Here is a 25,748-nt window from a genome sequence, read left to right as displayed (position 1 = left end):
CACGCCCCGCTCAAAAGGTCTGAAGTTTTATGTCTTGCAGCAGACGTCAGTTTATTCAGCTTTCCGCCGGTGTTGCGCTGGCTTCAAGTAGCATGCCTTATGCCGCTCACGCTGCGGCACCGCCGGGCGATGTGCCTCTTCCGATTCCACCTTTGATTGAATCACGTCGTGGTCAGCCGCTGTTTCTGACGCTGCAACGCAGTCATTGGTCATTCAGCGGCGACAGTAATAAAGCGCCGGTATGGGGTATTAACGGGCTGTACCTGGGTCCAACGGTGCGTGTTTATAGCGGCGATGACGTCAAACTGATTTACAGCAACCGGCTCAACGAACCGGTCGCTATGACCGTCAGCGGGCTACAAGTCCCAGGGGCATTAATGGGGGGCGCGCCACGCATGATGTCAGCGGGAGTAGACTGGGCACCGGTGCTGCCAATTCGCCAGGGCGCTGCTACGCTGTGGTATCACGCGAATACGCCGAACCGTATGGCACCGCATGTCTACAATGGTTTGGCGGGCATGTGGTTGATTGAGGATGAGGTCAGCAAAGCGCTGCCGCTGCCCAAGCATTACGGCGTGGATGACTTCCCGCTGATTATTCAGGACAAGCGTCTCGATAATTTTGCGACGCCGGTCTACAACCCGCCATCCGAAGGCGGTTTTCTCGGTGACACGCTATTAGTCAATGGCGTGCAAAATCCCTACGTTGAAGTGTCTCGTGGCTGGGTGCGTTTACGCCTGCTAAATGCCTCAAACGCGCGCCGTTTTGATCTGAGTTTCTCAGACAATCGACCGTTTACGGTTGTGGCCAGCGATCAGGGCTTCTTGCCTGCGCCGGTTGCCGTGCAAACACTGTCACTGGCTCCGGGCGAACGCCGGGAAGTGCTGGTGGATATGTCGCAGGGTGATGAAGTCTCCATTACGGCAGGCACCGCGGCAGGTTTGATGGATCGCCTGCGCGGCCTGTTTGAGCCCTCGTCGATTCTGGCTAACACGCTGGTGCTGAGCCTTCGCCCGACCGGTTTGCTGCCGTTGGTTACGGATAATCTACCGATGCGTTTATTGGCGGATCAGATTCTGGATGGCGTCGCGGTACGTACACGCGAATTCCGTATCGGCGATAGCGCTCCGGGTATCAACGGGGCGTTATGGGACATGAACCGTATCGACACCACGGTGCAGCAAGGCACGTTCGAGCGCTGGATCATCCACGCCGACCGCCCGCAGTCGCTGCATATTCAGGGCGTGATGTTCCTGGTGAAAAACGTGAATGGCGCGCAGCCCATGGGTGAAGATCGCGGCTGGAAAGATACGGTGTGGGTGGACGGTGATGTCGAGCTATTGGTGAGTTTCCCGCAGAGTTCCTCAGATCACTTCCCGTTTGTCTACTATAGCCAGACGCTGGAATTAGCGGACCGCGGTACGGCGGGGCAGTTGCAGGTTAATCCGGTGCCTTGAGTTAGCGGTGAGTATGAAAACGGTGCGCATGAATGCGCACCGTACTGACTTAACCGTTAAACTTCTCTGGGTCAGGCCCCAAACGATTACCGCTATCCAGTTTGGTAATCTCGCTGATTTCTGTTTTTTCCAATCGGAAATCAAACACCTGGAAGTTTTCACGAATACGCTCTGGCGTCACGGATTTTGGAATCACCACTAATCCGCTGTCCAGATGCCAACGGATCACAATCTGCGCAGGCGTTTTGCCGTACTTCTTCGCCAACTCACGGATGATCTCCTGATCAAACACCCCTTTACCGCCTTGCGCCAGCGGGCTCCATGACTCGGTTTGAATCTGATGCAATGCGTTCCACGCATGCAGCGTGCGCTGCTGTAACATGGGGTGCAGCTCAATCTGATTGACCACCGGTGAGACGCCCGTTTCATCGATCAGACGTTTAAGGTGTGCCTCGTGGAAGTTGCAAACGCCGATGCTTTTGGTTAGCCCCTGCTTTTGCAGCTCAATCAGTCCTTTCCAGGCTTCAACGTAGTGATCTTTCTCTGGGCACGGCCAGTGCATCAAATAGAGATCGACGGTCTCGAGCTGCAATTTCTTCAGGCTGGTTTCAATGGCTGCCTGCCAGTTTTGCTGGTCGTCGTTCCACAATTTGGTGGTGATGAAAATGTCATCGCGCGCGACATCGGTTTCCTGCAGCGCCTGCCCCACGGCTTCCTCATTTTTATAAATGGCGGCGGTATCAATGGAGCGATAACCGACTTTCAACGCTTCAACAATCGCGTTGCGGGCATCATCAATGCTTGCCTGCCACACGCCTAGCCCAAGCTGCGGCATCATATTGCCGTCGTGCAGTTTAATAATGGGTTGCTCTGCCATAGTTGCTCCTTATCTGTCGCAGTGACTTACCGTTAAAAGCGTTGCCGTTAAGTCTAGTCAACAAACTTAACCGGAGGATCATTGTGGCAATCATGTCGCCCTTTTTCCCTGGCCATTTCTGCCAGAATCTTGCCTGATTCTCCTGAGTGGTGGAGCTTTGAGCAGCATTACGGCAAACTAATTTTTTTGCTGTCTGAGAGAGAGTGATGCCGAACGATGCCCTTTGCCGCCAGCTGGCGCAGCGTGTGGTGACGTTAGTTAACGATCAGCACCAGCCGCTGTGTGCAGTGGAAAATGTGAAGCTGATTTACGCCTGCGAGACAATGCCGCGAACGCCCATGATGTATCAGCCCGGTATTGTGATTCTGTTTCAGGGACGCAAAACCGGCTATCTCGGCAGCACGGTATTTCACTACGACGCCACCAAATACCTGATGCTCACCGTGCCGCTGCCGGTCGAGTGCGAAACCGTCGCCACGGTGCAGGAGCCGTTGGCAGGGATGTGCCTGAGCGTGGACACTGCCAGCTTGCAGGATTTGTTGATGGATATCGGCGACGATGAACAGTTTCAGCCGCAGGTCCAGACATCGGGTATCCATTCCGCGTTTATGAGTGAAGAGATGCTGTGCGCGGCTGAACGTCTGCTGGATGTGATGAACAAACCGCGAGACGCACGCGTACTAGGACCACAGTTGGTACGTGAGATGATTTACTACGTGCTAACCGGGCCGATTGGCGGTGCGCTGCTGTCACTGGTCAACCGTCAGACGCAGTTTAGTCAGATCGCGCGCGCATTACGTCGTATCGAAAATCATTTTGCTGAGAGCCTCAGCGTAGAGGTGCTGGCAGCGGAAGTGAATATGAGTGTCTCAGCGTTCCACCACAACTTCAAAGCCGTGACGCAGACTTCACCGCTGCAATACTTAAAGCGTTATCGCCTGCACCAGGCACGATTAATGATGTTACAGGATGGGATGAAGGCCAGTGCGGCGGCCGTGCGCGTGGGATATGAAAGCCCATCGCAATTTTCGCGGGAGTTTAAACGTTATTTCGGCGTAACGCCGGGAGAAGAGGCCAGTCGCGTGCGCCAAACGCTGCCGTTTGACGCCGCCTGAAGGTGCTGCGGCGCAATTCATTGCGTGTCTCTGAATCCCGCGCCCTAAATCGCGCCGCGACCGAAAATATCAGTGATGGAGGGCAAGCCCATCAATCATGATATTTTCTGACGGCGCTTTTTCCAAATCACCACAATGCTGCCGGTTAATCCGACAAACAGCAGTACCATCGGCAGCACCATCAGCACGGCCATGACCTGATCTTCGTGGCGCTTGATGAACGGCACCTGACTGATACCGTACCCCATCGCGACCACAATACCGACCCACAGTGCGCCGCTCAGCCAGTTAAACAGCTGGAAACGCCCATTCTGCAAGCCAGAAATGCCAGCCATGGTCGGTAACAGTGTGCGTACAAAAGCCAGAAAACGACCGACCAGCAGCGCCATCAGGCCGTGACGGTTAAACAGATTCCACGCCCGCTGATGATATTGCGCGGGCAGGTGCATCAACCAGCTTTTCACCAAACGGGTATTGCCGAGCCATCGACCTTGCAGATAGCTCAACCAACATCCCAGACTGGCAGCGGTGGTCAGGATCACCATCGTCGGCACGAAATCCATTACGCCTTTGGCAATCATGGCACCCGCGAGCAGCAACAGGCTGTCACCCGGTAGAAAAGAGGCGGGCAGCAAACCGTTTTCCAGAAACAGCGTCAAAAACATCACGCCGTAAACAACCCACACGACATCCGGATTGGCCAGCGCGGCAAAGTCCTGATGCCAGAGCGCGTGGACAATCTCATGTAAAACACCCATCTGCTATCCCATCGAGTCACAAGGCTTCTATTTTAACCCTCTGTGCCATCGCATTTGTTGATCTCTCCTGCATGGCACGGAACGGTTTAGCTTTTGTTTATCTTTTTTACTGTTTCAAGCGCGCAAAGCCCGCTTTCAGGTCACTCAGCAAGTCATCGACATGCTCAAGACCAATGTGCAAGCGCACCAGCGTACCGGAAAAATCAACACCACCTGCTGGGCGAATCTCTGCCAGTTCTTCCGGCTGGTTGGCCAGAATCAGTGATTCATAACCGCCCCATGAATAAGCCATGCTGAAGTGGTGGAAATGGTCGAGATAATTTGCCAACTGCTCACGGCTGAGCTTGTCATGCAAGATGAAGGAAAACAGCCCGCTGCTGCCGTTAAAATCTCGCTGCCAGAATTCATGGCCCTTGCACTGCGGCAGAGCCGGGTGATTGACGCGCGCCACTTCCGGTTGGGCTGCCAGCCATTCGGCGACCTGTAAGCCACTCTCTTCGTGCTGGCGCAAACGGGTGCCGAGCGTGCGCAATCCACGGCTGGCCATATACGCCGTATCGGCGTCCACCATCTGCCCCATCAAGTATGAATTCTCGCGCAACTGCGGCCAGCAGCGTTCATTGGCCACCGCTGTCCCAATCATCGCGTCGCTGTGACCAATGATGTATTTGGTGCCGGCCTGAATAGAAATATCGATGCCATGCTCCAGCGCGTTAAACAATACGCCCGCCGCCCAGGTATTATCGATCATGATAATGGCGTCAGGCGCTTTCGCGCGAACTGCGGCAACGATGGCCGGAATATCCTGCACTTCCATGGTGATGGAAGCAGGGGATTCAAGGAACACCACACGGGTATTGGGCTGAATCAGTTCACTGATTTCGCTGCCGATGCAGTGATCAAAAAAGGTGGTAGTGACATTCAGTTTGCTGAGGATTTTGGTGCAGAAATCCTGCGTCGGCTCGTAGACCGCACCACTCACCAGAATGTGATCGCCTGCTTCAACAAAAGAAAGAATGGCATTGGAAACGGCTGCTGCACCGCACGGATAAAGCGCGCAACCTGCGCCACCTTCAAGTTCGGTCATGGCATCTTGCAGCGAGAAATGTGTGAGCGTACCGCGACGACCATAGAAAAGCTCACCTGAAGCGCGACCCGCCGTCGCGTGTTTTTTGTCAGCAACCGTGTCAAAAACCAGTGACGAAGCGCGTTGAATCACGCTGTTGACTGAGCCCTGAGTGTAACGTTTGCTGCGTCCCGCGCTAACCAGCGTGGTATCAATTTTATTCGTTGCCATCACTGCCTTTCCTGACACGTGCTACAAAACATCCACGTTACCATGAAACGGCGCACTGGGTTGATCCTGATTGCGGATTATCAGATTGCAGCCAGCATTCTGTAAAACATTGTCAAAATTGAGGTCAAAAAAAGCATCTTAGGTTTGTAAATAGTAATGAGAACTACTATCACTTCGCTCAATTTTTTTGCTATGATCCGCGCTTCAATCGTGAACTGTGCAACAGAAGTTGGAGATGCAGCGTGGTAGCCAGTGATTTGATGCAAACGGACCTCTCCGTTTGGGGCATGTATCAGCATGCCGATATCGTGGTAAAAATTGTGATGATTGGCCTGTTACTGGCATCGGTTGTCACTTGGGCGATTTTCTTCGGCAAGTTTGCTGAGCTGAGCGGGGCGAAACGCCGCCTGAAACGCGAACAGCAGGCGCTGGGCGAAGCCCGATCCCTTAACGATGCTTACCGCGCCGCTGAAAGCTTCACCAGCAACAGCCACAGTGCTGTTTTGCTGAACGATGCACAGAACGAGCTGGAACTCTCAGCCGGTACCGAAGATCTTGATGGGATTAAAGAGCGCACCAGCTTCCGTCTGGATCGTCGTGTAGCGGCCTTTAGCCGTCATGCCGGTCGTGGCAATGGTTTCCTCGCCACCATCGGTTCGGTTGCTCCGTTTATCGGTCTGTTTGGTACTGTGTGGGGCATCATGAACAGCTTCATCGGTATCGCCAAAACACAAACCACCAACCTTGCCGTCGTGGCGCCAGGTATTGCAGAAGCACTGCTGGCCACGGCTATCGGTCTGGTCGCTGCGATCCCTGCGGTTGTGATTTACAACGTGTTTGCTCGCATGATTGCCAGCTACAAAGCTTCGTTAGGTGATGTTGCCGCTCAGGTGATGCTGCTGCAGAGCCGTGATTTGGATCTCGGCAACGTGGACACGGCGAAAGAAGCCAACCGTCCAGCGGCGGCACAGAAACTGCGCGTAGGATAAGTATTATGGCGATGCGTTTAAACGATGACTCGGTAGGCGATGGCGAAATGCATGAAATCAACGTGACGCCGTTTATCGACGTCATGTTGGTACTGCTGATCATCTTTATGGTCGCCGCGCCATTAGCCACCGTGGATGTGCGCGTGAACCTGCCTGCTTCTACCAGTGCACCGCAACCGCGTCCGGAAAAACCGGTTTATCTGTCAATCAAAGAAGATAAGCAGATTTACATCGGCAACGACGCAGTGACTAAAGAGACGCTGGTGAATGCGCTGACGGCCCAAACTGAAGGCAATAAAGACACCACTATCTTCTTCCAGGCAGACAAATCAGTGGATTATGAAACGCTGATGAGCGTCATGGATCAGCTGCGTGAAGCAGGTTATTTGAAGATTGGTTTGATGGGCATGGAAACGGTGAAGCGTTAATCTTCATTAATTTCTTGCTCATAAGGGTCGCTGTTTACAGCGGCCCTTTTTATTTGCCTTAATACTAAGTTGTTAATTTCTTGTTACCTTTGGTCTCACCTTTGTAAACTGCAATGGTGAAGGCGATCACATCTATTCCTGGCGCAACCCGCTACAACGGAAGAAAAACCCAGGAAGGACAATATGAGCGCGAGTCAATCTTTACAAAAGCCATCGCAAGGCGGTGCCAAAACTATCTTTAGCGTTACCAGTGGTAACTTTCTTGAGATGTACGATTTCATGGTGTTTGGCTATTACGCTACCGCGATCGCCAAAACCTTTTTCCCCGGAGATGATCCTTTTGCCTCACTGATGCTCACGCTGATGACCTTTGGTGCGGGCTTCCTGATGCGCCCGCTTGGCGCGATTATCCTTGGGGCTTACATTGACCATCACGGACGTCGTAAAGGGCTGCTGCTGACGCTGGGTTTGATGGCGGTAGGGACGCTAACCATTGCCTTAGTGCCCGGCTATGCCACTTTGGGCGCCGCCGCGCCGATTCTGATTCTGCTCGGGCGCCTGCTGCAAGGCTTCTCGGCGGGTGTCGAGTTGGGTGGCGTGTCGGTGTATCTATCGGAAGTGGCGCCAAAAGGGCGTAAAGGTTTCTATGTCAGTTGGCAGTCTGGTAGCCAGCAAGTGGCGGTCATCTTTGCTGCACTGCTGGGTCTTGGCCTGAATCATTTGCTGGCGAAGGACGCCGTGACAGAGTGGGGTTGGCGTATTCCGTTCGTGGTGGGCTGCATGATTGTGCCGTTCCTGTTCTGGATCCGTCGCATGCTGGAAGAAACTGAAGCGTTCAGTCAGCGTAAGCATCATCCTTCCATGGGGCAAATTATGCGCTCTGTGGGACAGAACTGGGCATTGGTGCTGGCAGGAATGTTGATGGTGGTGACCACCACCGTGATGTTCTACATGATCACGGCCTTTACCCCGACGTTCGGTAAAACCGTGCTGATGATGAGTGATGAACAGAGCTTTATGGTGACGCTGTTTGTTGGCATCTCCAATTTAATCTGGCTGCCCGTCATGGGGTCACTGTCTGACCGCGTCGGCCGCCGCCCACTACTGATCATCTTCACCATCCTGATGATTTTGACCACTTGGCCGGTCCTGCATTGGTTGGTTGGTTCACCCACGTTCGCACACCTGGTGGAAGCCGAATTGTGGCTGTCGTTTCTGTACGCCAGCTATAACGGCGCGATGGTGGTTTATCTGGCAGAAATCATGCCGGCCGAAGTGCGCGCATCAGGCTTCTCATTGGCTTATAGCCTGGCTACGGCCCTGTTTGGTGGCTTTACCCCAGCGATCTCCAGCTATTTGATTCATGCCACCGGGGATAAAGCGATGCCTGGCGTTTGGCTGTCATTCGCCGCCGTATGCGGATTGATCGGTACGCTGTTGATTGGCCGTATGGTGAAACAGTATCAGGCGCGCCATACCGGTACGCCTGTGAGTGCTCCGCTGTAACTAAAATGACAAATCCACAGTCACGCTATCAGTGTAGGACCCTGCTGCTGGCGTGAGCTGTGTTGAAAGGATCTGCGCCGTGTAGGTAAATGCGCTGACGGTACCGGTCGTAGCAGGTGTGGTGGCCGTAGTACTGCTCCAGCGTTCCGTGCCGCTCGGCCCCCAGCGGTTCGTGCCACTGGTTCCTTTGTAAATCTCATAAGCCAGTCGATTGGTGCCCGAGGCCATGTTGCGCGTGGTGCTGTAATAACTGCCATTACTTAACCCCACGGTGTAGGTGCTTCCTTTGCTGCAGGTCACATTGATGGTCTGACTCACAGTAGAAAAGCTGCTGACTAAGGGGGCGCTGCCAAAGCTCAACGCGGGAGCAACAATGGTTGAACAATCGTTGCTGAGCACCAAGGTCAACGTGATGGGAATGGAGAGCGTGCCCGTTTGTACAATCAGACAGCCCACGGCGACACAGACGCGATAGGTCGCGGTGATAGTAATCCCCACAGTGTAGGTGCCTGCCGCGACTGTCTGTCCAGTGACCGTGGTGAAATAAAGAGGAATAGGGAAGTTCAGACTTCCCGCTACCCCTGACAACACACCCAGCGCCGTCGAGTTGTAGGTATAGGTGCCGCCATAAACTAACTCATTGTTGCACGCACTGTCGATGCACATCCTGACGGGAATATTGTCCGTGGTGGTGTCTTTTTTCAGCGTTGCGCGTGTACCTGAGAGATTGGTGGCTGCACTGAATTGATAAGCGATGTAGTTATCTGCCCCCAGCGTCAGCAGCGATGCGCCACAGTTAACATACGTTGTGGTGGAGCTGGGATTGGCTGTCGAAGCGGCGGTGAGGGTGCTAACAGCCGGAAACGTTGCCGTGGCCGCCGCAGTGGTACAGGCGGCGTAACTTAACGCAGGGCAGACTAACAGTATCAGCAACAGCATCATCTTTTTCATGGTGATATTCCGGCTTCAGCATCAGCGCTCGATGGCACCGCCGCGCCTGCAGGCAGGGGCGGTAATGAACACGTCAATGGACCATAAGTTTGCAGCGCTTTGGGCTGCCCATTCGCAATCTCTAGCGTGGTTTCACAGCTGCGGCCATCCGGTGTGACAACCTGCAGTGGGTTATGTGCGCTGAGATCTTCCATCCAGACAATGCCATCCCAGCCAATGTATTCGGTGCCATGATTGGCGCGCAATACCTGGCTGGAGAGCGGCAGAGGTTTGCCGGTCTGGTCGTGCAAAATCACACTGGCGGAACGCAAGCGCTCAACTGGGAAGTTAAGCAGATAGCCGCTCTGGCGTTTGACAGCAAATCGCTGCTCAACTCTGGGCGCGGTCATATCGGCAGGCAGATCCAGTGTGTCGATATCGTATTTCGCCGCGTAATAACTGCTAATTGACGGCACCAGCAAATAACCTTGCTTGTCGGTGCGGCCCATTGACTGGTTTTCGTAGCGCACGGTGACGTCGGGATAGTCGGTTTTAACCAGCACAAAGGCATCATTAATGCTGTTGGCGGCAAAAATTCCGCCATCCATCATCACCAGTGAACCGGTCACATCGGCCCATTGCGTGCTGTAGGTATCGTCGCCATAGAAGCCCGCCGAGGTATCGATTTTATTATTGCGCCAGCGCAAGCTGGCCTGGCGATACTGCCCGCTATCGCTGCTCTGGTTTGCCCATGAAGCGTCAGCGGAGAAGCCGCCGTCGGTTGGCATGGCACGTGATACTGAAACGCGCTGCGCACTGCCACCTTGTTGGTCACGCTCAACACTGAAGGACGCCGAAGATCGCTCCCCAAATGGAATCATCAGAGAAATGGCACCACTCCATTCACCGCTGCTTTGATCGCGGCTGGCAGAGACGTACAGGCTACTGTTACCCCAGAGATTCTTACTCCATGAAAGATTCCATAACCGGGTGCGTTCACCATCGGAGGATGAGATATCAATATAGGCCGCGCCAAGACTGCCGTAATCGGCCAGCGATACGCTGGCGTTATACTGGCTGCTGCGCCGTGCGAGGGTGTAACTGTTATTGGTGCTGTCATACCCTTGGCTGCTCGCTAAGGCGAGATCGCCATACTGGCTGCTGCGTAGGGTTTGTTGCATCCCCAGATTGAACCAGGAATTATTGTACTGATAGCCCCAGCTGTACTGCGTGCCCGGCTGGCTCGACATCTGGCTCTTTGCCACAGAACCGTTAACCACGCCCAAACTTCCGAGGCGGACTACGCTACCGACGCCGCCGGTTGCAAGACTATCGCTGCCTTCTGCATGGCCTTCCACGGTAAGCCAGTCTGTCAGGCCATAACGATAGGATCCGCTGGCGGCGGCTGCGCCATAATCGAAGCTTTCAAAACCGTAATTTCGGCGTAGCGCACCGGCGGCTACCGAGTAATCTGACAGCCCGCTTTTCAGCAGCGTGCTGGCCACGTAAAACGGTAACGTTGTGGTGACCTGTCGCCCAAGGGCATCTGTCGTGGTGACCACAGCCTCGCCCGCACCGTTGACGAAGGGCACATTCGTGATTGACCACGGCCCTGCCTGCACCTGATTTTGACTAGAGCGATAGCCATTAATAAACAGGTCAACCGTTGAGGGGACAGCTGCCTGCCCGGAAAACGCCGGAAGCGGGTAGGTGATTAAATCTGGGCGCAGACCAAAGTCACGACCAAACTGTATGCCGCCCAGACGTACACTGTTACTCCAGCCAAGAGCATCGGTGGTTAGATCCCCTAAGCGCCAGCTGACAATGTTGTTCTCATCCTCATTACTCCACCAGGTGTCGTAGCGGATGTAGCCTTTGTTCTGACCAATGGCTTCGCCCTCTAACTGCTGTTGCCAGACGCCGGTGGTGGCGATTTGCCCCTGATTGCCAAAGTAGCGCAGCTCATTCCAGCCAGAAAGGCGTGAACCCGCTGAGCCGGTCCGCGTCGCGTAGAGGTCATAGTTAAACAGCAAGCCACTGCTGCTCCGTCCTGGATAGCGAGGGCCATTGGTGGCCCCTCCCAGATTCTGATTAGGCAGCCAACCGGCAGGAACGCTCAACAGCAGCCGCTGGCGTTGATTGTCATACTCCACCTGGCTGCCTGGTAGTTGGTTCACATCGACCTGCTGCCCATTCAGCTTCTCTGCCGGTATCCCCGCCTGTTGCAGATCGGCACTGCGCACCCAGTAATCCCCGTTGCGTACGTTGACGGGAACAATCTGACCGCGTGCCTGCTGGTTTACTACCAACTCAAGCAGCAGTTGCTGACCACTGGCATTGTTTTCCAGCGTGGGGGGAGGGGGCAGTTCCGAATAAGACTCTGCCAGCGCGGCAACGGGCGACAGGCAGCACAAAACGCTACCAACGGCTAAGGCACAGGGAGTAGGAAGTGGCCGCATCGGTCAGCGCTTACTGGCTAGCGTTACCACGCCAGTGCCCTTTATTCACTTCTGTTTGCAATTCCCCACTGACGGCGGTACTCAGCGGCCAGCGATTGCTTCCGTGTGCCAGGACATAGCCAAATAGGCCCTGACCTTGCCCACGGCCACCAATGCTGAGATTACTCAGGCGAGCATGTCCATCACCTTGGTTGGTGATCTGCAACCAGCGCTTACCGTCCTGGGTCACTTGTTGCCAGCTAAGCTGTGGTTTTGCGCTTTCGGCGGTGATGCCATTGCCATAGGTAAAAAGTGGCACTGAATAGCGCATTTGAAAATTGAGTCCTGCCTGATTAGGCGAAGGCGTTTTGGGCGTAGGGATTTCATCCAAAACCACACGATAAGCCTGCTCCTTGCCTGCAGGTACCGGTGACAGCTTTATCAGGCGAATCAATTGCTTCTGGCCTGCATCAATACGTACCATCGGCGGGCTGGCGGCAACCTGCTGCTGTGTCTGATACTGGTCATGGCCATTCACCTGCTGCCAGCTAAACACGCGAACCTGCATCATCGTGGTGGCATTACCACGATTCTCCAGCCACAGTTCTGCTGCTTTATCGTCGGGGTTGATCACGGGGTCTATCGGCCAAATCATGACCGAGTTAGCGGCATGCGCCAATGGCATCAATGTAGCCAGACACACAAGGAGGAGGGCGTGCGATCTCATAGTCAGAATCCTTCATCAATAAATCCGTTACCAACTCAGGGTCACGGTGAGCGTATCGGTGTAACTCCCTGCACGCGTAGGGCCAGGCAGCTGCAACTGACCATAAATCGGCAACGTAATGCTGTTCGCGTTGCTATAAGTCAATGCAACTGCCTGATTGACAGGGATGGCCGTCGTCCGGGCGGCATTAGAGTAGAGGTAATAAGCGACGGTATTACCGTACGTTGCCTGTTTTAGATTTCGTGTTGTGGTGTAGTTACTCCCGCCATTGATCATCATGCTCAGGCTGGTGCCGGGTGTACAGGCGAGCGTGATCGTGGTGCTTTGCACATAACTGGCACTGACACTGCTGCTGGAAACCCCCGATTGAGTACCAAAATCAAGCGTACCAAACACGCCGGTATTCGTGCCTGAGACCACGCATCCCGCTACGATGGAGGCAGAGACCTGGAAGGATGCCGTCGGCAGCCCCCAGGCCGATGCACTGCACAGCAGCAGAATCACGGTCGGCGTATAACGCAGACGGATTAACGCCACTGGTTAACTCCAATAGACCAAATCAGTAGTTCACGGAGACGTTGATGGTATCCGTGTAGGTACCTGCTGGAATGATCGGGTTGTAACCGCCACCGACAATTCGGCCATAGATGGCGTAGTTGGTACCGAGCGTGGCGTCCGTGGTGCCGCTGGCGGCAATGTTAGTATTGTTGGCAATGGCGGTGGTGTAAGCAGCATCGCTGTAAATGGTATAGGCGATCCCTTGGGTATTGTCCGAACCGAGGCGTAGATAACGAGGTTGCGTGCTCACCGTACCATAGACCGTGGCGGGTGCCGTGTTACTGCCCGTCACCTGCACATTAAAGGTTTGGCCAGTGGTGCAGCGCACATAGATACCGTTGCCGGATGAACCTACTAATGTCGCACCCAATGAATCAAAGGTTGCGGCGCTGGTTCCGAAGTTCAGGCTACCGAAGTTAACGCCGGTGGTGGCGGACTGACCATTGACCAAACACCCGGTGGTCAACGTCAGCGTGGCGGCAATGGTCCCGGTGGTTGACGCTGCATAAGTCGTAACAGGCAACGCCATGGTTAGGCTGGAAGCCAAAAGAAAAAGCTTGAGTTTCATAATCATTCCTTACTGATTATCCAAGGTCAGTGCTTTTCCACCTGGTGACACATTTATCGATTGAATCCAAATTCATTCAAAAGCCGCGATTAGGCGCACTTGTTAAGACCCCACCACCTAAGAATAATCTTAGCTGGTGGGTTTATGATTTATATCAGTTTTCTTTACTATAGATCAGTAAATCAGTGGTTGTGATGCTGCGCTTAGATTTTTCCTTAATCAATTCACACTTTTCGCCGATAACTTAGGGTCTACAAGGGATAACGACGTGTTAAAAAAACTAAACAACCAGTGATTTAACCCTCTACCGCGACCCACGGTTCAATGCTATGTTCGTGCATTAATCAGATATTATTAATTTTTCTGGCTGCGACAGATGATGAAAATAAAAAAACACAGTGCGGTACCTGCAGAATTATCTGGATCGTTTCTGCTCTCTGCTTCATCGTGTGCAGCCATTACTCGCCCTTAATCAATGTTCTCATCTTCTTTGACCTTTTTTGACTTTATAGCACCTGCTCTGCGGCAGGTGGAGTTTAGGAGCGCACATGCTGCTGGTTACCTGGGATAGCGTTCTGGTTACGGTTTCACTGATTGTGGCCTTTATTGCCGCCTTTACTGCGCTGGATACTGCCGGGCGCGTGGCGGTATCGCGTGGCTGTCTGGCGAAGTTGTGGCTGGCGGCCGGTGGCACGGCTATGGGAATTGGCATCTGGGCGATGCACTTCATCGGCATGCTGGCCATGATGATGCCAATGACAATGCGTTACGACATCCCTCTTACGGCGATTTCTCTGCTGGTGGCGATTGTGGCGTCGATCTTTGCTTTTGCGCAGGGCGTGCAGGGCAGCCATCTCACTCGGCGTCGGTTAGTGCGCGGCACCTTGATACTCGGCAGCGGTGTGGTGGCAATGCACTACATCGGCATGAACGCGCTGATGATTGAACCGGCGATCCGCTGGGATGCGCTACTCGTGGCGCTGTCGGTGATCATTGCCTATGCGGCTTCCGGCGCGGCATTGTGGCTGGCTTTCCATCTGCGTCAGGGGGAGAGCGTGCTGATGATGCGCGTCTGCGCTGCGTTAGTGATGGGGATTGCTATCGCGGGCATGCACTACACCGGTATGGCAGCCGCAGAGTACGCGATGCCGAGCACCATGAGCCATCTCCATGGTGTCAGTGAAGAAGGGCTGGCGGTCTGGGTGACCATCATTACCTTAACCATTCTCGGTTTGACGCTGTTGGTTTCGATGCTGGATGCGCAACTGCGCGCCTCACGACTGGCCGCGAAACTAAAACGTGCCAACAATGAACTGCGTCAGCTGGCGATGCATGACAATCTCACCACGCTGCCGAACCGAGTCATGCTGGAACAGCAGCTCAACGCGCAGATTAAACAGGCGACCCTGCAAGACGAAACCTTTGCGCTGATGTTTATGGATCTGGATGGTTTCAAAGCCGTCAATGATACCTGGGGTCATCACGTGGGTGACCGCTTGCTGATCGCCGTGGCTGAGCGTCTGCGTGTGCAACTTGGCGAGGATATTTTGCTGGCACGACTGGGTGGCGATGAGTTCGTTCTGCTTTGCCCACAATATAACGCACTGCAAGCCTCATCACTGGCACAGTGTCTGGTTAGTGCCATTGATGCCCCCTTTGAGTTGGATCGCTATTCGCTGCGCGTATCGCTCAGCATTGGTATCGTCACCTTCCCAGAGCATGGTCGCAGCCAGCAGGAGATGATGTTCAATGCGGACTCTGCCATGTATCACACCAAACACAGTGGCCGCAACGGCTGGTGCCTGTTTGAACCTGTCATGAGCGCTGTGGCACAGCATCAGTTGGCGCTGGCCAATGACCTGTGGAATGCGCTGGAATATCAAGAGATGTGCCTGTTCTATCAGCCAAAGTTCCGTGCTGGCGGCACGGTGTTAATGGGCTTTGAGGCCTTGCTACGTTGGCAACATCCACGCCGCGGATTACTGATGCCAGACATGTTCTTGCCTCGCGCGGAAAAAACCGGGCAAATCGTTGCGCTGGGTAACTGGGTGATTAACGAAGCCTGTCGCCAGTTGAAACAGTGGCACGATGAAGGCAACAAAGAGTGGAGTGTGTCAGTCAACCTTTCGGCACTGCAATTTCATCAGCGCGATCTGATCGACACCCTCCGCCATGCTTTGCTGCGCCATCAACTGCCGGAAGGGGCGTTGATGTTGGAAATCACCGAGAACATCGCCATGCGCGATCCGGAGTTCAGCCAGCAACGCATTGCCGAACTGCATCGGCTTGGTGTGAAAGTCGCGATTGATAACTTTGGTATTGGCTACGCCAATCTGCTGCACCTCAAGCATTTGGAAGCGACCGAACTGAAAATCGACCGTGCCTTTATCAACAGCCTGCGTGCTGACAGCGAAGATGCCACGGTCGTGAGTGCAATGCTGACGCTGGCGCAAAGTCTTAACCTGCGCATGGTGGCAGAAGGGGTGGAAACAGAGGAGCAGCAACGTTTGCTGACCGGCCTCGGTTTTGACACGTTGCAAGGTTATTTACTGGGCAAACCGACCCCGGCAGATCGCATCGGTGAATTTACCGCATCACTTAACGTACCGCTGGCATTTTCTGATACTGTGCTGCCGTTGGCGGGTGCGTAACCCACAATTTTATTTTTCTTCCGCATCGGAAGGTTTCATCGTTCAAAGACTCAAATCGGCAGCGACCCTGCCGATAATTTCTACAATAAAACCAATTAAATTGACTCTTTATTTATTACACCACAGCTGATTTAGAACGGCTTTAACATGGGAAATCACTATGTTAGTGACTTCGTACGATTCGTTTACCGTCATTGTCTCGATTCTGGTGGCAATGCTGGCTTCGTTTACTGCGCTAGACATGGCAGGACGCGTAGCTTCCTCAACCGGCAAGGTGGCGCTGGTTTGGTTGTTTGGCGGCGGATTCGCCATGGGCGTGGGCATCTGGGCGATGCACTTCATCGGCATGCTGTCGATGAGTCTCGACATGGTGATGAGTTACGACCCGCTGCTGACTGCAACGTCGATGGTGGTCGCGATACTGGCCTCGATCTTTGCGTTGTGGCTGGTGTGTTCATCACGTGATTTGCCGTGGCGACGACTGCTCGGCGGCGCCTTTGTACTGGGTTCTGGCGTGGTGGCGATGCACTATACCGGCATGGCGGCACTGATGTTCTCGCCGGGCATCACCTGGAATTGGGGCTGGGTTGCGGCTTCCGTGGTGATTGCGCTGGTGGCATCGGGCGCCGCGCTATGGCTGGCCTTTAACCTGCGTGAAGGACATGGACGCGTGACGATTCTGCGTCTCGGTGCGTCGGTGGTGATGGGTTGTGCCATTGCAGGTATGCACTATACCGGCATGGCGGCGGCTGATTTCCCGATGATGAGCCACGCTACCCATATGGGGGTGAATAGCAACTGGCTGGCGATACTGGTCACGGTGGTTACACTGGCGATTCTAGGGATCACGCTGCTGGTCTCGATGCTCGACGCGCGGATGCAGGCACGCACCTCTATCCTCGCCCGTTCGCTGGCAGAAGCGAATCGTGAACTGGCGCAGTTGGCGTTACACGATAATCTCACGCGCCTGCCAAACCGCATTTTGCTGGAAGATCGTCTGGAACAGGCTATCAATAAAGCCAACCGCGAGAAGTCGCAGTTCGCGTTGATGTTTATGGATCTCGACGGTTTCAAAGCGGTCAACGATGCTTTCGGCCACCACGTGGGCGATAACCTGTTGATTGCGGTTGCCGAACGCATGATTGGTCAGATGAAGGGCCATTACACGTTGGCGCGTATGGGGGGCGATGAGTTTGTGCTGCTGATTGAGATCGATGAGCCCAACGATGCGGCAGCCGTGGCCGATGCCCTCGTCAAAGCGGTCGATCGCTCGTTTGATATCTCACGTTATGAGCTGGTGGTGTCACTCAGTATTGGCATTGCGGTCTATCCTGGCGATGGCAAAGATGAACGCGAATTGATGTTCAACGCTGATGCGGCGATGTACCACACGAAAAATAACGGCCGTAACGGTTACAACTTCTTCCAGCCCTCAATGAACACGCTGGCACAGTCCCAGTTGCAGCTCAACAATGACTTGTGGCAAGCGCTGGACAACGGTGAACTGCGTCTGTTCTATCAGCCGAAATATTGTGCGCCGAGCGGCCCAATCATCGGCTTTGAAGCATTGCTACGTTGGGAACATCCTACGCGTGGTTTGCTGGCACCGGATAAATTCCTGCCGATTGCTGAGAAGACCGGCATGATCATCAATATCGGTAACTGGGTGATCAACGAAGCTTGCCGTCAGTTGCATAGCTGGCATCTGCAGGGCCATCCGCACTGGTCGGTGGCGGTGAATCTCTCTGCGTTGCAATTCGAGCAGAGCAATCTGGTGGAAACCGTGACACAAGCGCTGGCGAAACATCAGATTCCGGCTGAGCTCCTGACGCTGGAAGTCACAGAAACCACGGCCATGCGTGATCCGGAAGAGAGTGTCCGTATTCTTACCGAACTCACCAACATGGGGGTGAAAGCCTCGATTGATGATTTCGGCACCGGCTATTCCAGCCTGCTCTATCTCAAGCGCTTACCGGCCAGTGAGTTGAAAATTGACCGCGCCTTTGTGAATGAGCTGCAGGCAAAATCCGAGGATGCCACCATCGTTTCGGCGATCGTGGCATTGGCACAATCGCTGGATCTCAAAGTGGTGGCGGAAGGAGTGGAAACGCAGGATCAGCAGGCGTTTCTCACCGGTCTTGGCTGCGATACGCTACAAGGTTATCTCTTAGGCAAACCGGTGCCGCCCGACCGTATCCACGAACTGCCGAATTTTGTGGAAGATGAGCGGGAGCTGGCGCAGCTTTCGTAGTCAAAATCCTTGCCCAACAATCCCCTCTCTCGCTTGCGGGAGAGGATTGGGTAGGGGAAAATAGCCCCGCAAAATCCTATACATCGGAGGTCGGGTGGCGAAATATCAGCATTTGGTTGACCAGTTACGGACGCAAATCGAAGCGCGCATCTGGCCGCCTGGCGAAAAGCTACCCTCCTTACGTCAGCAAGCGGAGCAGAGTGGCCTGAGTTTGATGACGGTGATGCACGCCTACGAAGTGCTGGAAAGCCAAGGCTGGATCCTGTCCAAACCGCAGTCTGGCTACTACGTTGCACCGCGCGCGGCGGAGAGTCGCCCGCGACTTCCTACCCAAGCTATCGCGAAGACCGACCAGGCTGATACCAACAGTTTCGTCTTTGACGTGCTACAAGCGACGCGCGATCCGGCCATCATGCCGTTTGGTTCCGCCTTCCCCGATCCTGAACTCTTTCCGCAACGCCAACTGATGCGTTCGCTGGTTAAAGTCTCGCACAGCCTTAAATCCACCGATGCGCTTAACAACCTGCCACCAGGTAATGAAGCGCTGCGCAAAATACTGGCCCAGCGCTACGCACAGCAGGGTATTACCCTGTCGCCAGACGATATTGTCATCACCAACGGTGCAATGGAGGCGCTCAATCTCAGCCTCCAGGCGGTGACAGAACCGGGTGATTGGGTGGTGATCGAGAATCCTTCCTTTTACGGTGCGTTACAGGCCATTGAACGCCTGAAGTTGAACGCGATTGCCATCGCCAGCGATGTTGAACAGGGTATCGACCTCACGGAGCTGGAGCAGGCGCTGCAACGTTGGCCGGTAAAAGCCTGCTGGCTGATGACCAATCGGCAAAACCCGCTTGGGTACACGCTCAGCGTCGAACGTAAGCAGCAACTGGTGGCGTTGCTGGCACGCTATCAAGTGGCGATGATTGAGGATGACGTTTACAGCGATCTCTATAGTGGGCACGACAAGCCGCTACCCGCCAAAGCCTTTGATCAAGATGGCAATGTTTTGCACTGCGGCAGCTTTTCGAAAAATCTGGTGGCGGGATTTCGTGTCGGTTGGGTCGCCGCCGGGCGTCATGCGCAGCGCGTCCAGCGTATTCAACTGATGAGCACGCTTTCAACCAGTGCGCCGATGCAGCTGGCGCTGGCGGATTTCCTCAGCACGCGCAGCTATGACACGCATCTGAAGAAGCTGCGTCAGACGCTGGCGAAGCGTAAACAGCAGGCACAGCAGGCGCTGCGCCGCGTGTTACCTGCGGAAACCCAGATCAGCGATACCCCCGGCGGCTATTTCCTGTGGATTGCGCTGCCGGGGCAGATCAACACCACGCAGTTGTATCATCTGGCCTTGAAGCAGGGCATCAGTATCGCGCCGGGCCAGCTCTTTTCAGGTAGCGAAGGATTCAGCCACTGCTTCCGCTTCAATACCGCCTGGCCATGGGATGCACGTGCCGAGGCGGCGGTGGAAACATTGGGCAAATTGATTGCCGAACTGCGGCAGCCTTAAATGGCGATCCGGAAAATTGCTCATGCGATTGTAAGGTGCGTATTCCGGAAACATTGCTGATGCGGTCGTAGGGTGCGCATTTATGCGCACCTCCGATTAATGGCTATTATTCAGACAGTTGAAGCCTGCTTATGGCCCCATGTCAGATAATACACATCGTAAAAATCGACTTCGCCTTTCTGCTTCATCAAACGATCGATACCGCTGCGTACTCTGTCTGGCGTACCGGGATTATCAATAATCTTATCCAGCGCTTGCTGTGAGACTGGCTGTACGTAATACCACTCACCGTTGTAGCAAACGCGCAGATCCAAGGTGTCGATATCCTCAAAGCGATATTTGGGATTGATATCCATCAGCATCAGAAAACTCATCACCAGCACAAACACGGTGGCAAACCAGAATGCTGGCCAGCCGAGCATGTCGGTGGAGAAGATCAGCGCCACGCACAGCGCGTAACACAGGTACATGATGGCCCATAGCCCAGGGTGGGTTTTCAGGAAAGAGAAGCTAAAGCGGGGCAGATTATCGCGCTGGCCTTCACGGTTCAGCGTGGCGATTTCATCGAGCAGGATTTGTTTGATCGTGTCCATTGTTCACCTCTAATTATCACTGCCTGCCAGTTAAGCACATAACAGTGAAGTGAATCAGATACAGATCTGGCGTGTTTTTTTATAACAGTTTCTCAAGATGGATGGCGCCAACTTTTGCCCGCCACAAAATGTTAAATATGTTGCCAACTAATTTGGCTTTAGTAAGGTAAATCATTCTTTTATGTGAATTTTGTCGGTGGGCGCACATTGCAATGCCGCCCGGCTTTGCCACAATTAAGCAACGTGGCTTCCCGGAGAAAGAGTATGACTGCCAACACTTCCAGCCTGATGTTACTGATGTCTTTCGCCGCCGGTACCTTTGCAGCAGGTTCATCGAGTAATCCGCAACATCTGATGCTATCGCAACCTTCTGGTGGCGTGCCTAATAACTTACTGCCCTTGATTATTTGGCCCGGTATTGCGCCGGACTATGATGAAGAAGAGCAAAGTGACAGCGCGGCCTGGTTCGAAAAAACCTTTACGGAGAACGGCTGGCCCGCAGCCTGGCGCGCACCGATCTTTCCCTACACCCATTACCATCCGAATACCCATGAAGTGCTGGGTGTGGCGTCGGGTTGGGCTGAAGTCCTGTTTGGCGGTGACAGTGGCCGCATGGTGACGCTGCGTGAAGGCGATGCGGTGCTGATCCCGGCCGGTGTCGGCCATAAGCAGGTGTTTGCCTCGGACGATTTTTTCGCCGTTGGCGCCTATCCTGAAGGGATGTCGCCTGAAACTGTGCGTGATGAGCCTTCTCGTTTGCGCGCCGCGAAAGATGAAATCGCGCGCGTGCCGCTCCCACACCGTGATCCCTTCACCGGCGGCGAGGGAGCGATGACGGATATCTGGCTGCCAATTGCGCAGCAGTTAATGCACCAGTAAGGTGCAATTCATGGTTATCCGGCGCTGCTCCGCTATCGGGGCGCGTGTGCCGTTTGGGGCATGAGCCTCTGGCACACTTTGTGCAGGAGAGGATACAGGTCCTCTGACAAGCGCCGGGTAAATCATGAAAGAAAGCTACCAGATAGCGTCACACTTCTATGATGAGATGTTGCTGAGCGATGGCCAACACCGCCCGCACTATCAGCATTATTGGGAGTGGTTACAACAGGCGGATAAAGAGGCAGTGGCGCGTAAGCGTGAAGAGGCGGAACTGCTGTTTCATCGCGTGGGCATCACCTTTAACGTCTATGGGGACGATGGCGGCGCAGAGCGGTTGATCCCGTTCGATAGCGTGCCGCGCATCATACCGGCTGGTGAATGGGCGATGCTCGATCGTGGCATCCGCCAGCGTGTGCAAGCTCTCAACGCCTTTCTCCACGACATTTACCATCAACAACACATCCTCAAAGCTGGGATCGTACCCGCCGAACAGGTGCTGGTGAACGATCAATACCAACCCTGTATGCAAGGCGTTGATTTGCATCGCAACATCTATGCGCACATTACCGGTGTCGATATGGTGCGTAACAGCGATGGCGATTACTACGTGCTGGAAGACAACCTGCGCACGCCTTCAGGTGTCTCTTACATGCTGGAGAACCGCAAGATGATGATGCGGCTCTATCCAGAGCTGTTTGCGGAACAGCATGTGGCCCCGGTTGAGCGCTATCCATCACACCTGCTACAAACGCTGCGTGAAAGCTCCCCAGTGAACGACCCGGTGGTCGTGGTGTTGACGCCTGGTCGTTTTAACAGTGCCTATTTTGAGCACAGCTTCCTCGCGCAGCAGATGGGTGTGGAGCTGGTGGAAAGCGCCGATCTGTTCGTCAAAGATGGTGCGGTGCTGATGCGCACCACCGCTGGGCCGTGCAAAGTCGATGTGATCTATCGCCGCGTCGATGATGCCTTCCTCGATCCGCTGGCGTTCCGCGCGGATTCGATGCTCGGCGTGCCAGGCTTATTGTCGGTATATCGATCCGGCAACGTCGTGTTGGCGAATGCCATTGGCACTGGCGTCGCCGATGACAAGTCGATCTATCCCTATGTACCCGACATGATCCGCTTCTATCTCGATGAAGATCCGATCCTCAACAACGTGCCAACCTGGCAGTGCCGTAAACCGCAGGATCTCACCTACGTGCTGGCCAACTTCAGCAAAATGGTGGTGAAAGAGGTACACGGTGCAGGCGGTTACGGCATGTTGATTGGCCCGGTGGCCAGCCAGCAAGAGTTGAGTGATTTCCGAGAACGGCTGAAAGCGCGACCGGACAACTACATCGCACAGGACACGCTTTCGCTTTCCACCTGCCCAACCTTTATCGACAACGGCCTCGCGCCGCGCCATATCGATTTGCGTCCCTTTGCCTTATGCGGTGCGGATATTCGTTTAGTGCCTGGCGGGTTGACCCGCGTGGCGCTGACCGAAGGTTCGCTGGTGGTGAACTCGTCGCAGGGCGGCGGCACCAAGGACACCTGGGTTCTGGAGGATGACGCATCATGCTAAGCCGCACGGCCAGTGGCCTCTATTGGATGGCGCGCTATCTGGAGCGCGCAGAACAACTCGCGCGGGTGTTGGATGTCACCAACCGGCTTTCGCTGATGCCGGTGCGAAATAGCCACGCTGATGAGTTGCTGTTACCGCTCAATCTCACCGGCACGCGACAGCTATTTGAAACCATTAACGGGCGTTTCACTATGCCGCAGTTATTCAACTTCTTTGCGCTCGACGATCGCAATCCCAGCAGTATTTTTTGCTGCTGGCAGGAGGCATGGAATAACGCCCATGCCGTGCGCGGCAGCTTGTCATCGGAGGTGTGGGAGAGCATTAACTCGACGTGGATCGAGATGCGCAATATGCGGCGGCGCGGCATTACCAGCGCCAATGCCGACAGCTTTTTTGACTGGGTAAAAGAGCGCTCGCATCTGTTTCGTGGTGCGATGTTTGGCACCTTGCTGCGTGGCGATGCGATGAGTTTTATTCGCATCGGTACCTTGATGGAGCGCAGTGACGGCACCGCGCGGCTGCTGAGTGTGAATCAGCAGCTACTGGAGCAAAATCCAGACTCGGTGCGCGAATACTATTGCCTCGACTCACTGCTACGCGCGGTGTCGGCGCGCGAAGCCTACAACGCGATCTTCAAGCAGCAACTGATGCCGGATCTGGTGAATGAGATGCTGATCCTGCGCAGTGAAAGCCCGCGCTCGCTGCACTCCTGCATTGAAGAGATCGCGATCCAACTGGAGCAGATCGGCAGCAGTGGCGAGGATCGCCCACGCTATCTGGTCACGGTGCTGCTGGCCGAAATGCGCTTCAGCACTTGGGAAAGTTTGACGCGAGAAGGGTTGTACAGCTGGCTTAACCACTTTCTTTCGCAGATCAATGCGCTGGCGGAAAGCATCAATCAAACCTATCTGGAGGCGAAATGAGACTGAACATCGAGCACAAAACCTGGTATGCCTATGAGCAGCAGGTGAAACTCAGCACCCAGTATCTGCGCCTGACGCCGCAAAACTCGGTGCACCAGCAGATCCTGTCATGGGATCTTGATCTGCCATGTGAAGCCACGCGCACCTTGGATGCCTATGGCAACGTGATGCATGTGCTGACGCTGGATACGCCACATCAGCAGCTGGAGATTGCGGCGCGCGGTGTGGTGGAGATTCTGGATGCCGGGGAACTGTCACCCGATCCGGAGTCTACGCTCTCACCGTTAGTCTTTTTACGTGCGACGCCGCTGACCTTGCCAGATGCTGCCATTCGCGACTTTGCGCTGCGTTACTGGCACGCTGAGAAACCATTGATGAGCCTGGAAAAACTGATGGGCGAGCTATTGCTGAAAATGCCTTATCAGCCCGGCAGCACGCAGGTGAGTGATACCGCAGCGAAAGTATTTGCGGCGGGCAGCGGTGTTTGCCAGGATCACAGCCACGTGTTTTTAGCCTGCTGTCGAAGCTTGGGTATTCCGGCGCGCTATGTCAGCGGTTATCTCTATACTGATAACGTTGAACACGTTGCCACGCATGCCTGGGTTGAAGCCTGGCTCGATGGCAGTTGGCACAGCTTTGATATCACCAATAACACCCGCAGCACGCGTCAGCATTTGCGTCTGGCAGTGGGCGTCGATTATCTCGATGCTTGTCCGGTACGCGGTATGCGTCTGGGTGGTGGCGGTGAAGATATGCTGGCGGTGGCCGCGGTGCAGCAGGTGCATGCGCAGCAGTAATTTTTTGCAGGCGTGACTATGACTTATTGTGTGGCAATGCGTTTATCGTCAGGGATGATTTTTGTGTCGGATTCACGCACCAATGCGGGCGTCGACCATATTTCCTCGTTCCGTAAATTGCACGTGTTTCAGGTAGATGATGAACGCACGCTGGTGCTGCAAAGCGCCGGTAATCTGGCGACCACGCAAAGCGTGATGAGCCTGCTGCGGCGTAATAGCCACGACAACGATCAGCCCAATTTACTCAATGGACGATCGCTGTATGACATTGCACTGCTGGTGGGCGAAACACTGCGCGAGGTGATCAAGCGCGATGGTGAAGAGTTTGGCGGCACGCTGTTGCTGGGTGGCCAGATTCGCGGTGAAGAGCCTCGCTTGTTCCAAATCTATCCGCAGGGCAATTTCATCGAAGCCAGCGTCGATACCCCGTACTTTCAGATTGGTGAAAGCAAATACGGTAAGCCGATTATTGATCGCGTGCTGCGCTATGAAACCCCGCTCAGCCAGGCGATGCAGTGCGCGCTGATTTCCATGGACTCGACGTTGGCGAGTAATATTTCTGTGGGATTACCCCTTGATGTGATGGTCTATCACACCGACAGTTTCAGCGATAACGAGCAGCATCACATCACTGAACAGCATCCCTATTTTTCGCAGATTCGTCAGTTGTGGAGCAAAGGTTTGCTGAGCGTATTCTCTCAGCTGCCGCCGTTAAAACTGTAATTAAATACACACTCACTGGCTTAGGTGCGTTTCGGTCGCCATTAATGGCGACCCTACATTGTTCCGTGTGATTTTCGTAGGGTACGCATTCATGCGTACCGGGCTAAATAATCACTCATTGGCTTAAGTGAACGGCATTACGCAATTTATCGCGCAACCTTCTCGCCCACGCTTTTTCCGCTCCGCTTCTATACTGGTCATAAATCTGA

Annotated in this window: 22 protein-coding genes; 13 read left to right on the top strand and 9 right to left on the bottom strand. The window is 54.4% G+C overall.

Features of this window, described 5'->3' with window-relative positions; all coding sequences use genetic code 11:
• The first annotated feature begins 29 nt into the window (after positions 1 to 29).
• Positions 30 to 1,457, top strand: a complete 1,428-nt coding sequence (ftsP, locus tag F3J38_RS17830; protein WP_167140670.1) for a cell division protein FtsP — start codon at positions 30 to 32, stop codon at positions 1,455 to 1,457.
• 49 nt (positions 1,458 to 1,506) lie between these two features.
• Here ftsP and dkgA read toward each other — a convergent pair whose 3' ends face one another.
• Positions 1,507 to 2,334 carry a 2,5-didehydrogluconate reductase DkgA gene (gene dkgA / locus F3J38_RS17825; protein ID WP_167140668.1) on the bottom strand — a complete coding sequence of 276 codons (828 nt, stop codon included), beginning with the start codon at positions 2,332 to 2,334 and terminating at the stop codon, positions 1,507 to 1,509.
• Between the two features lie 206 nt (positions 2,335 to 2,540).
• Between dkgA and F3J38_RS17820 the strand changes: the two genes are divergently transcribed.
• On the top strand, positions 2,541 to 3,449 hold the full coding sequence (locus tag F3J38_RS17820) for an AraC family transcriptional regulator (RefSeq protein WP_167140666.1): 909 nt from the start codon (positions 2,541 to 2,543) through the stop codon (positions 3,447 to 3,449).
• Positions 3,450 to 3,544: 95 nt separating this feature from the next.
• Here F3J38_RS17820 and F3J38_RS17815 read toward each other — a convergent pair whose 3' ends face one another.
• Both F3J38_RS17815 and metC read right to left on the bottom strand, forming a co-directional pair.
• A complete protein-coding gene (locus tag F3J38_RS17815; RefSeq protein ID WP_167140663.1) occupies positions 3,545 to 4,207 on the bottom strand; it encodes a DedA family protein in 663 nt (220 codons plus the stop codon).
• Positions 4,208 to 4,313: 106 nt separating this feature from the next.
• A complete protein-coding gene (metC, locus tag F3J38_RS17810; protein ID WP_167140661.1) occupies positions 4,314 to 5,504 on the bottom strand; it encodes a cystathionine beta-lyase in 1,191 nt (396 codons plus the stop codon).
• 260 nt (positions 5,505 to 5,764) lie between these two features.
• On the opposite strand from metC, the gene exbB reads away from it, so the two are divergent.
• From exbB to F3J38_RS17795, 3 genes are all read left to right on the top strand, one after another.
• A complete protein-coding gene (exbB, locus tag F3J38_RS17805; protein WP_205298319.1) occupies positions 5,765 to 6,493 on the top strand; it encodes a tol-pal system-associated acyl-CoA thioesterase in 729 nt (242 codons plus the stop codon).
• Between the two features lie 5 nt (positions 6,494 to 6,498).
• Positions 6,499 to 6,921, top strand: a complete 423-nt coding sequence (gene exbD / locus F3J38_RS17800; RefSeq protein ID WP_167140659.1) for a TonB system transport protein ExbD — start codon at positions 6,499 to 6,501, stop codon at positions 6,919 to 6,921.
• A 183-nt stretch (positions 6,922 to 7,104) separates the two neighbouring features.
• Positions 7,105 to 8,427: an MFS transporter gene (locus F3J38_RS17795; protein WP_167140657.1), complete on the top strand. Its 1,323-nt coding sequence runs from the start codon at positions 7,105 to 7,107 to the stop codon at positions 8,425 to 8,427.
• On the opposite strand, the gene F3J38_RS17790 is transcribed toward F3J38_RS17795, so the two are convergent.
• From F3J38_RS17790 to F3J38_RS17770, 5 genes are read right to left on the bottom strand one after another with little or no spacing between them, the layout of a single operon-like run.
• Positions 8,428 to 9,378, bottom strand: a complete 951-nt coding sequence (locus tag F3J38_RS17790; protein WP_167140655.1) for a Csu type fimbrial protein — start codon at positions 9,376 to 9,378, stop codon at positions 8,428 to 8,430.
• Positions 9,375 to 11,816: a fimbria/pilus outer membrane usher protein gene (locus F3J38_RS17785; protein WP_167140653.1), complete on the bottom strand. Its 2,442-nt coding sequence runs from the start codon at positions 11,814 to 11,816 to the stop codon at positions 9,375 to 9,377. Before F3J38_RS17785 ends, F3J38_RS17790 begins: the two co-directional genes overlap by 4 nt.
• 10 nt (positions 11,817 to 11,826) lie before the next feature.
• A complete protein-coding gene (locus tag F3J38_RS17780; RefSeq protein WP_167140651.1) occupies positions 11,827 to 12,522 on the bottom strand; it encodes a fimbrial biogenesis chaperone in 696 nt (231 codons plus the stop codon).
• 27 nt (positions 12,523 to 12,549) lie between these two features.
• Positions 12,550 to 13,026: a Csu type fimbrial protein gene (locus F3J38_RS17775; protein ID WP_370661732.1), complete on the bottom strand. Its 477-nt coding sequence runs from the start codon at positions 13,024 to 13,026 to the stop codon at positions 12,550 to 12,552.
• 55 nt (positions 13,027 to 13,081) lie between these two features.
• Positions 13,082 to 13,648: a spore coat protein U domain-containing protein gene (locus F3J38_RS17770; RefSeq protein ID WP_167140647.1), complete on the bottom strand. Its 567-nt coding sequence runs from the start codon at positions 13,646 to 13,648 to the stop codon at positions 13,082 to 13,084.
• A 548-nt stretch (positions 13,649 to 14,196) separates the two neighbouring features.
• Between F3J38_RS17770 and F3J38_RS17765 the strand changes: the two genes are divergently transcribed.
• The 3 genes from F3J38_RS17765 to F3J38_RS17755 all read left to right on the top strand — a co-directional run bounded on the left by F3J38_RS17765 (position 14,197) and on the right by F3J38_RS17755 (position 20,060).
• Positions 14,197 to 16,299: a putative bifunctional diguanylate cyclase/phosphodiesterase gene (locus tag F3J38_RS17765; RefSeq protein WP_167140645.1), complete on the top strand. Its 2,103-nt coding sequence runs from the start codon at positions 14,197 to 14,199 to the stop codon at positions 16,297 to 16,299.
• 160 nt (positions 16,300 to 16,459) lie between these two features.
• Positions 16,460 to 18,550: a putative bifunctional diguanylate cyclase/phosphodiesterase gene (locus F3J38_RS17760; RefSeq protein WP_167140643.1), complete on the top strand. Its 2,091-nt coding sequence runs from the start codon at positions 16,460 to 16,462 to the stop codon at positions 18,548 to 18,550.
• Positions 18,551 to 18,644: 94 nt separating this feature from the next.
• Positions 18,645 to 20,060, top strand: coding sequence for an aminotransferase-like domain-containing protein (locus F3J38_RS17755; RefSeq protein WP_167140640.1), 1,416 nt, complete (start codon positions 18,645 to 18,647; stop codon positions 20,058 to 20,060).
• A 110-nt stretch (positions 20,061 to 20,170) separates the two neighbouring features.
• Here F3J38_RS17755 and F3J38_RS17750 read toward each other — a convergent pair whose 3' ends face one another.
• Positions 20,171 to 20,653 carry a YlaC family protein gene (locus F3J38_RS17750; RefSeq protein ID WP_167140638.1) on the bottom strand — a complete coding sequence of 161 codons (483 nt, stop codon included), beginning with the start codon at positions 20,651 to 20,653 and terminating at the stop codon, positions 20,171 to 20,173.
• 264 nt (positions 20,654 to 20,917) lie between these two features.
• Between F3J38_RS17750 and F3J38_RS17745 the strand changes: the two genes are divergently transcribed.
• The 5 genes from F3J38_RS17745 to F3J38_RS17725 all read left to right on the top strand — a co-directional run bounded on the left by F3J38_RS17745 (position 20,918) and on the right by F3J38_RS17725 (position 25,539).
• Positions 20,918 to 21,532 carry a cupin domain-containing protein gene (locus tag F3J38_RS17745; protein ID WP_167140636.1) on the top strand — a complete coding sequence of 205 codons (615 nt, stop codon included), beginning with the start codon at positions 20,918 to 20,920 and terminating at the stop codon, positions 21,530 to 21,532.
• Between the two features lie 124 nt (positions 21,533 to 21,656).
• Positions 21,657 to 23,096 (top strand): circularly permuted type 2 ATP-grasp protein, encoded by a 1,440-nt coding sequence (locus F3J38_RS17740; protein ID WP_167140633.1) that lies wholly within the window; start codon positions 21,657 to 21,659, stop codon positions 23,094 to 23,096.
• Complete coding sequence (locus F3J38_RS17735; protein WP_167140631.1) at positions 23,090 to 24,019, top strand: alpha-E domain-containing protein; 930 nt, start codon at positions 23,090 to 23,092, stop codon at positions 24,017 to 24,019. Before F3J38_RS17740 ends, F3J38_RS17735 begins: the two co-directional genes overlap by 7 nt.
• Complete coding sequence (locus F3J38_RS17730; RefSeq protein ID WP_167140629.1) at positions 24,016 to 24,816, top strand: transglutaminase family protein; 801 nt, start codon at positions 24,016 to 24,018, stop codon at positions 24,814 to 24,816. Before F3J38_RS17735 ends, F3J38_RS17730 begins: the two co-directional genes overlap by 4 nt.
• Positions 24,817 to 24,834: 18 nt before the next feature.
• The gene (locus tag F3J38_RS17725) at positions 24,835 to 25,539 is read left to right on the top strand and encodes a proteasome-type protease (RefSeq protein ID WP_167140627.1); all 705 of its coding nucleotides are present in this window, start codon (positions 24,835 to 24,837) and stop codon (positions 25,537 to 25,539) included.
• Positions 25,540 to 25,748: the final 209 nt, after the last annotated feature.

Origin of the sequence: Candidatus Pantoea formicae (assembly GCF_011752625.1) — a bacterium.
Lineage (GTDB): Bacteria > Pseudomonadota > Gammaproteobacteria > Enterobacterales > Enterobacteriaceae > Pantoea > Pantoea formicae.
This window is presented reverse-complemented; position numbering and strand designations above follow the sequence as displayed.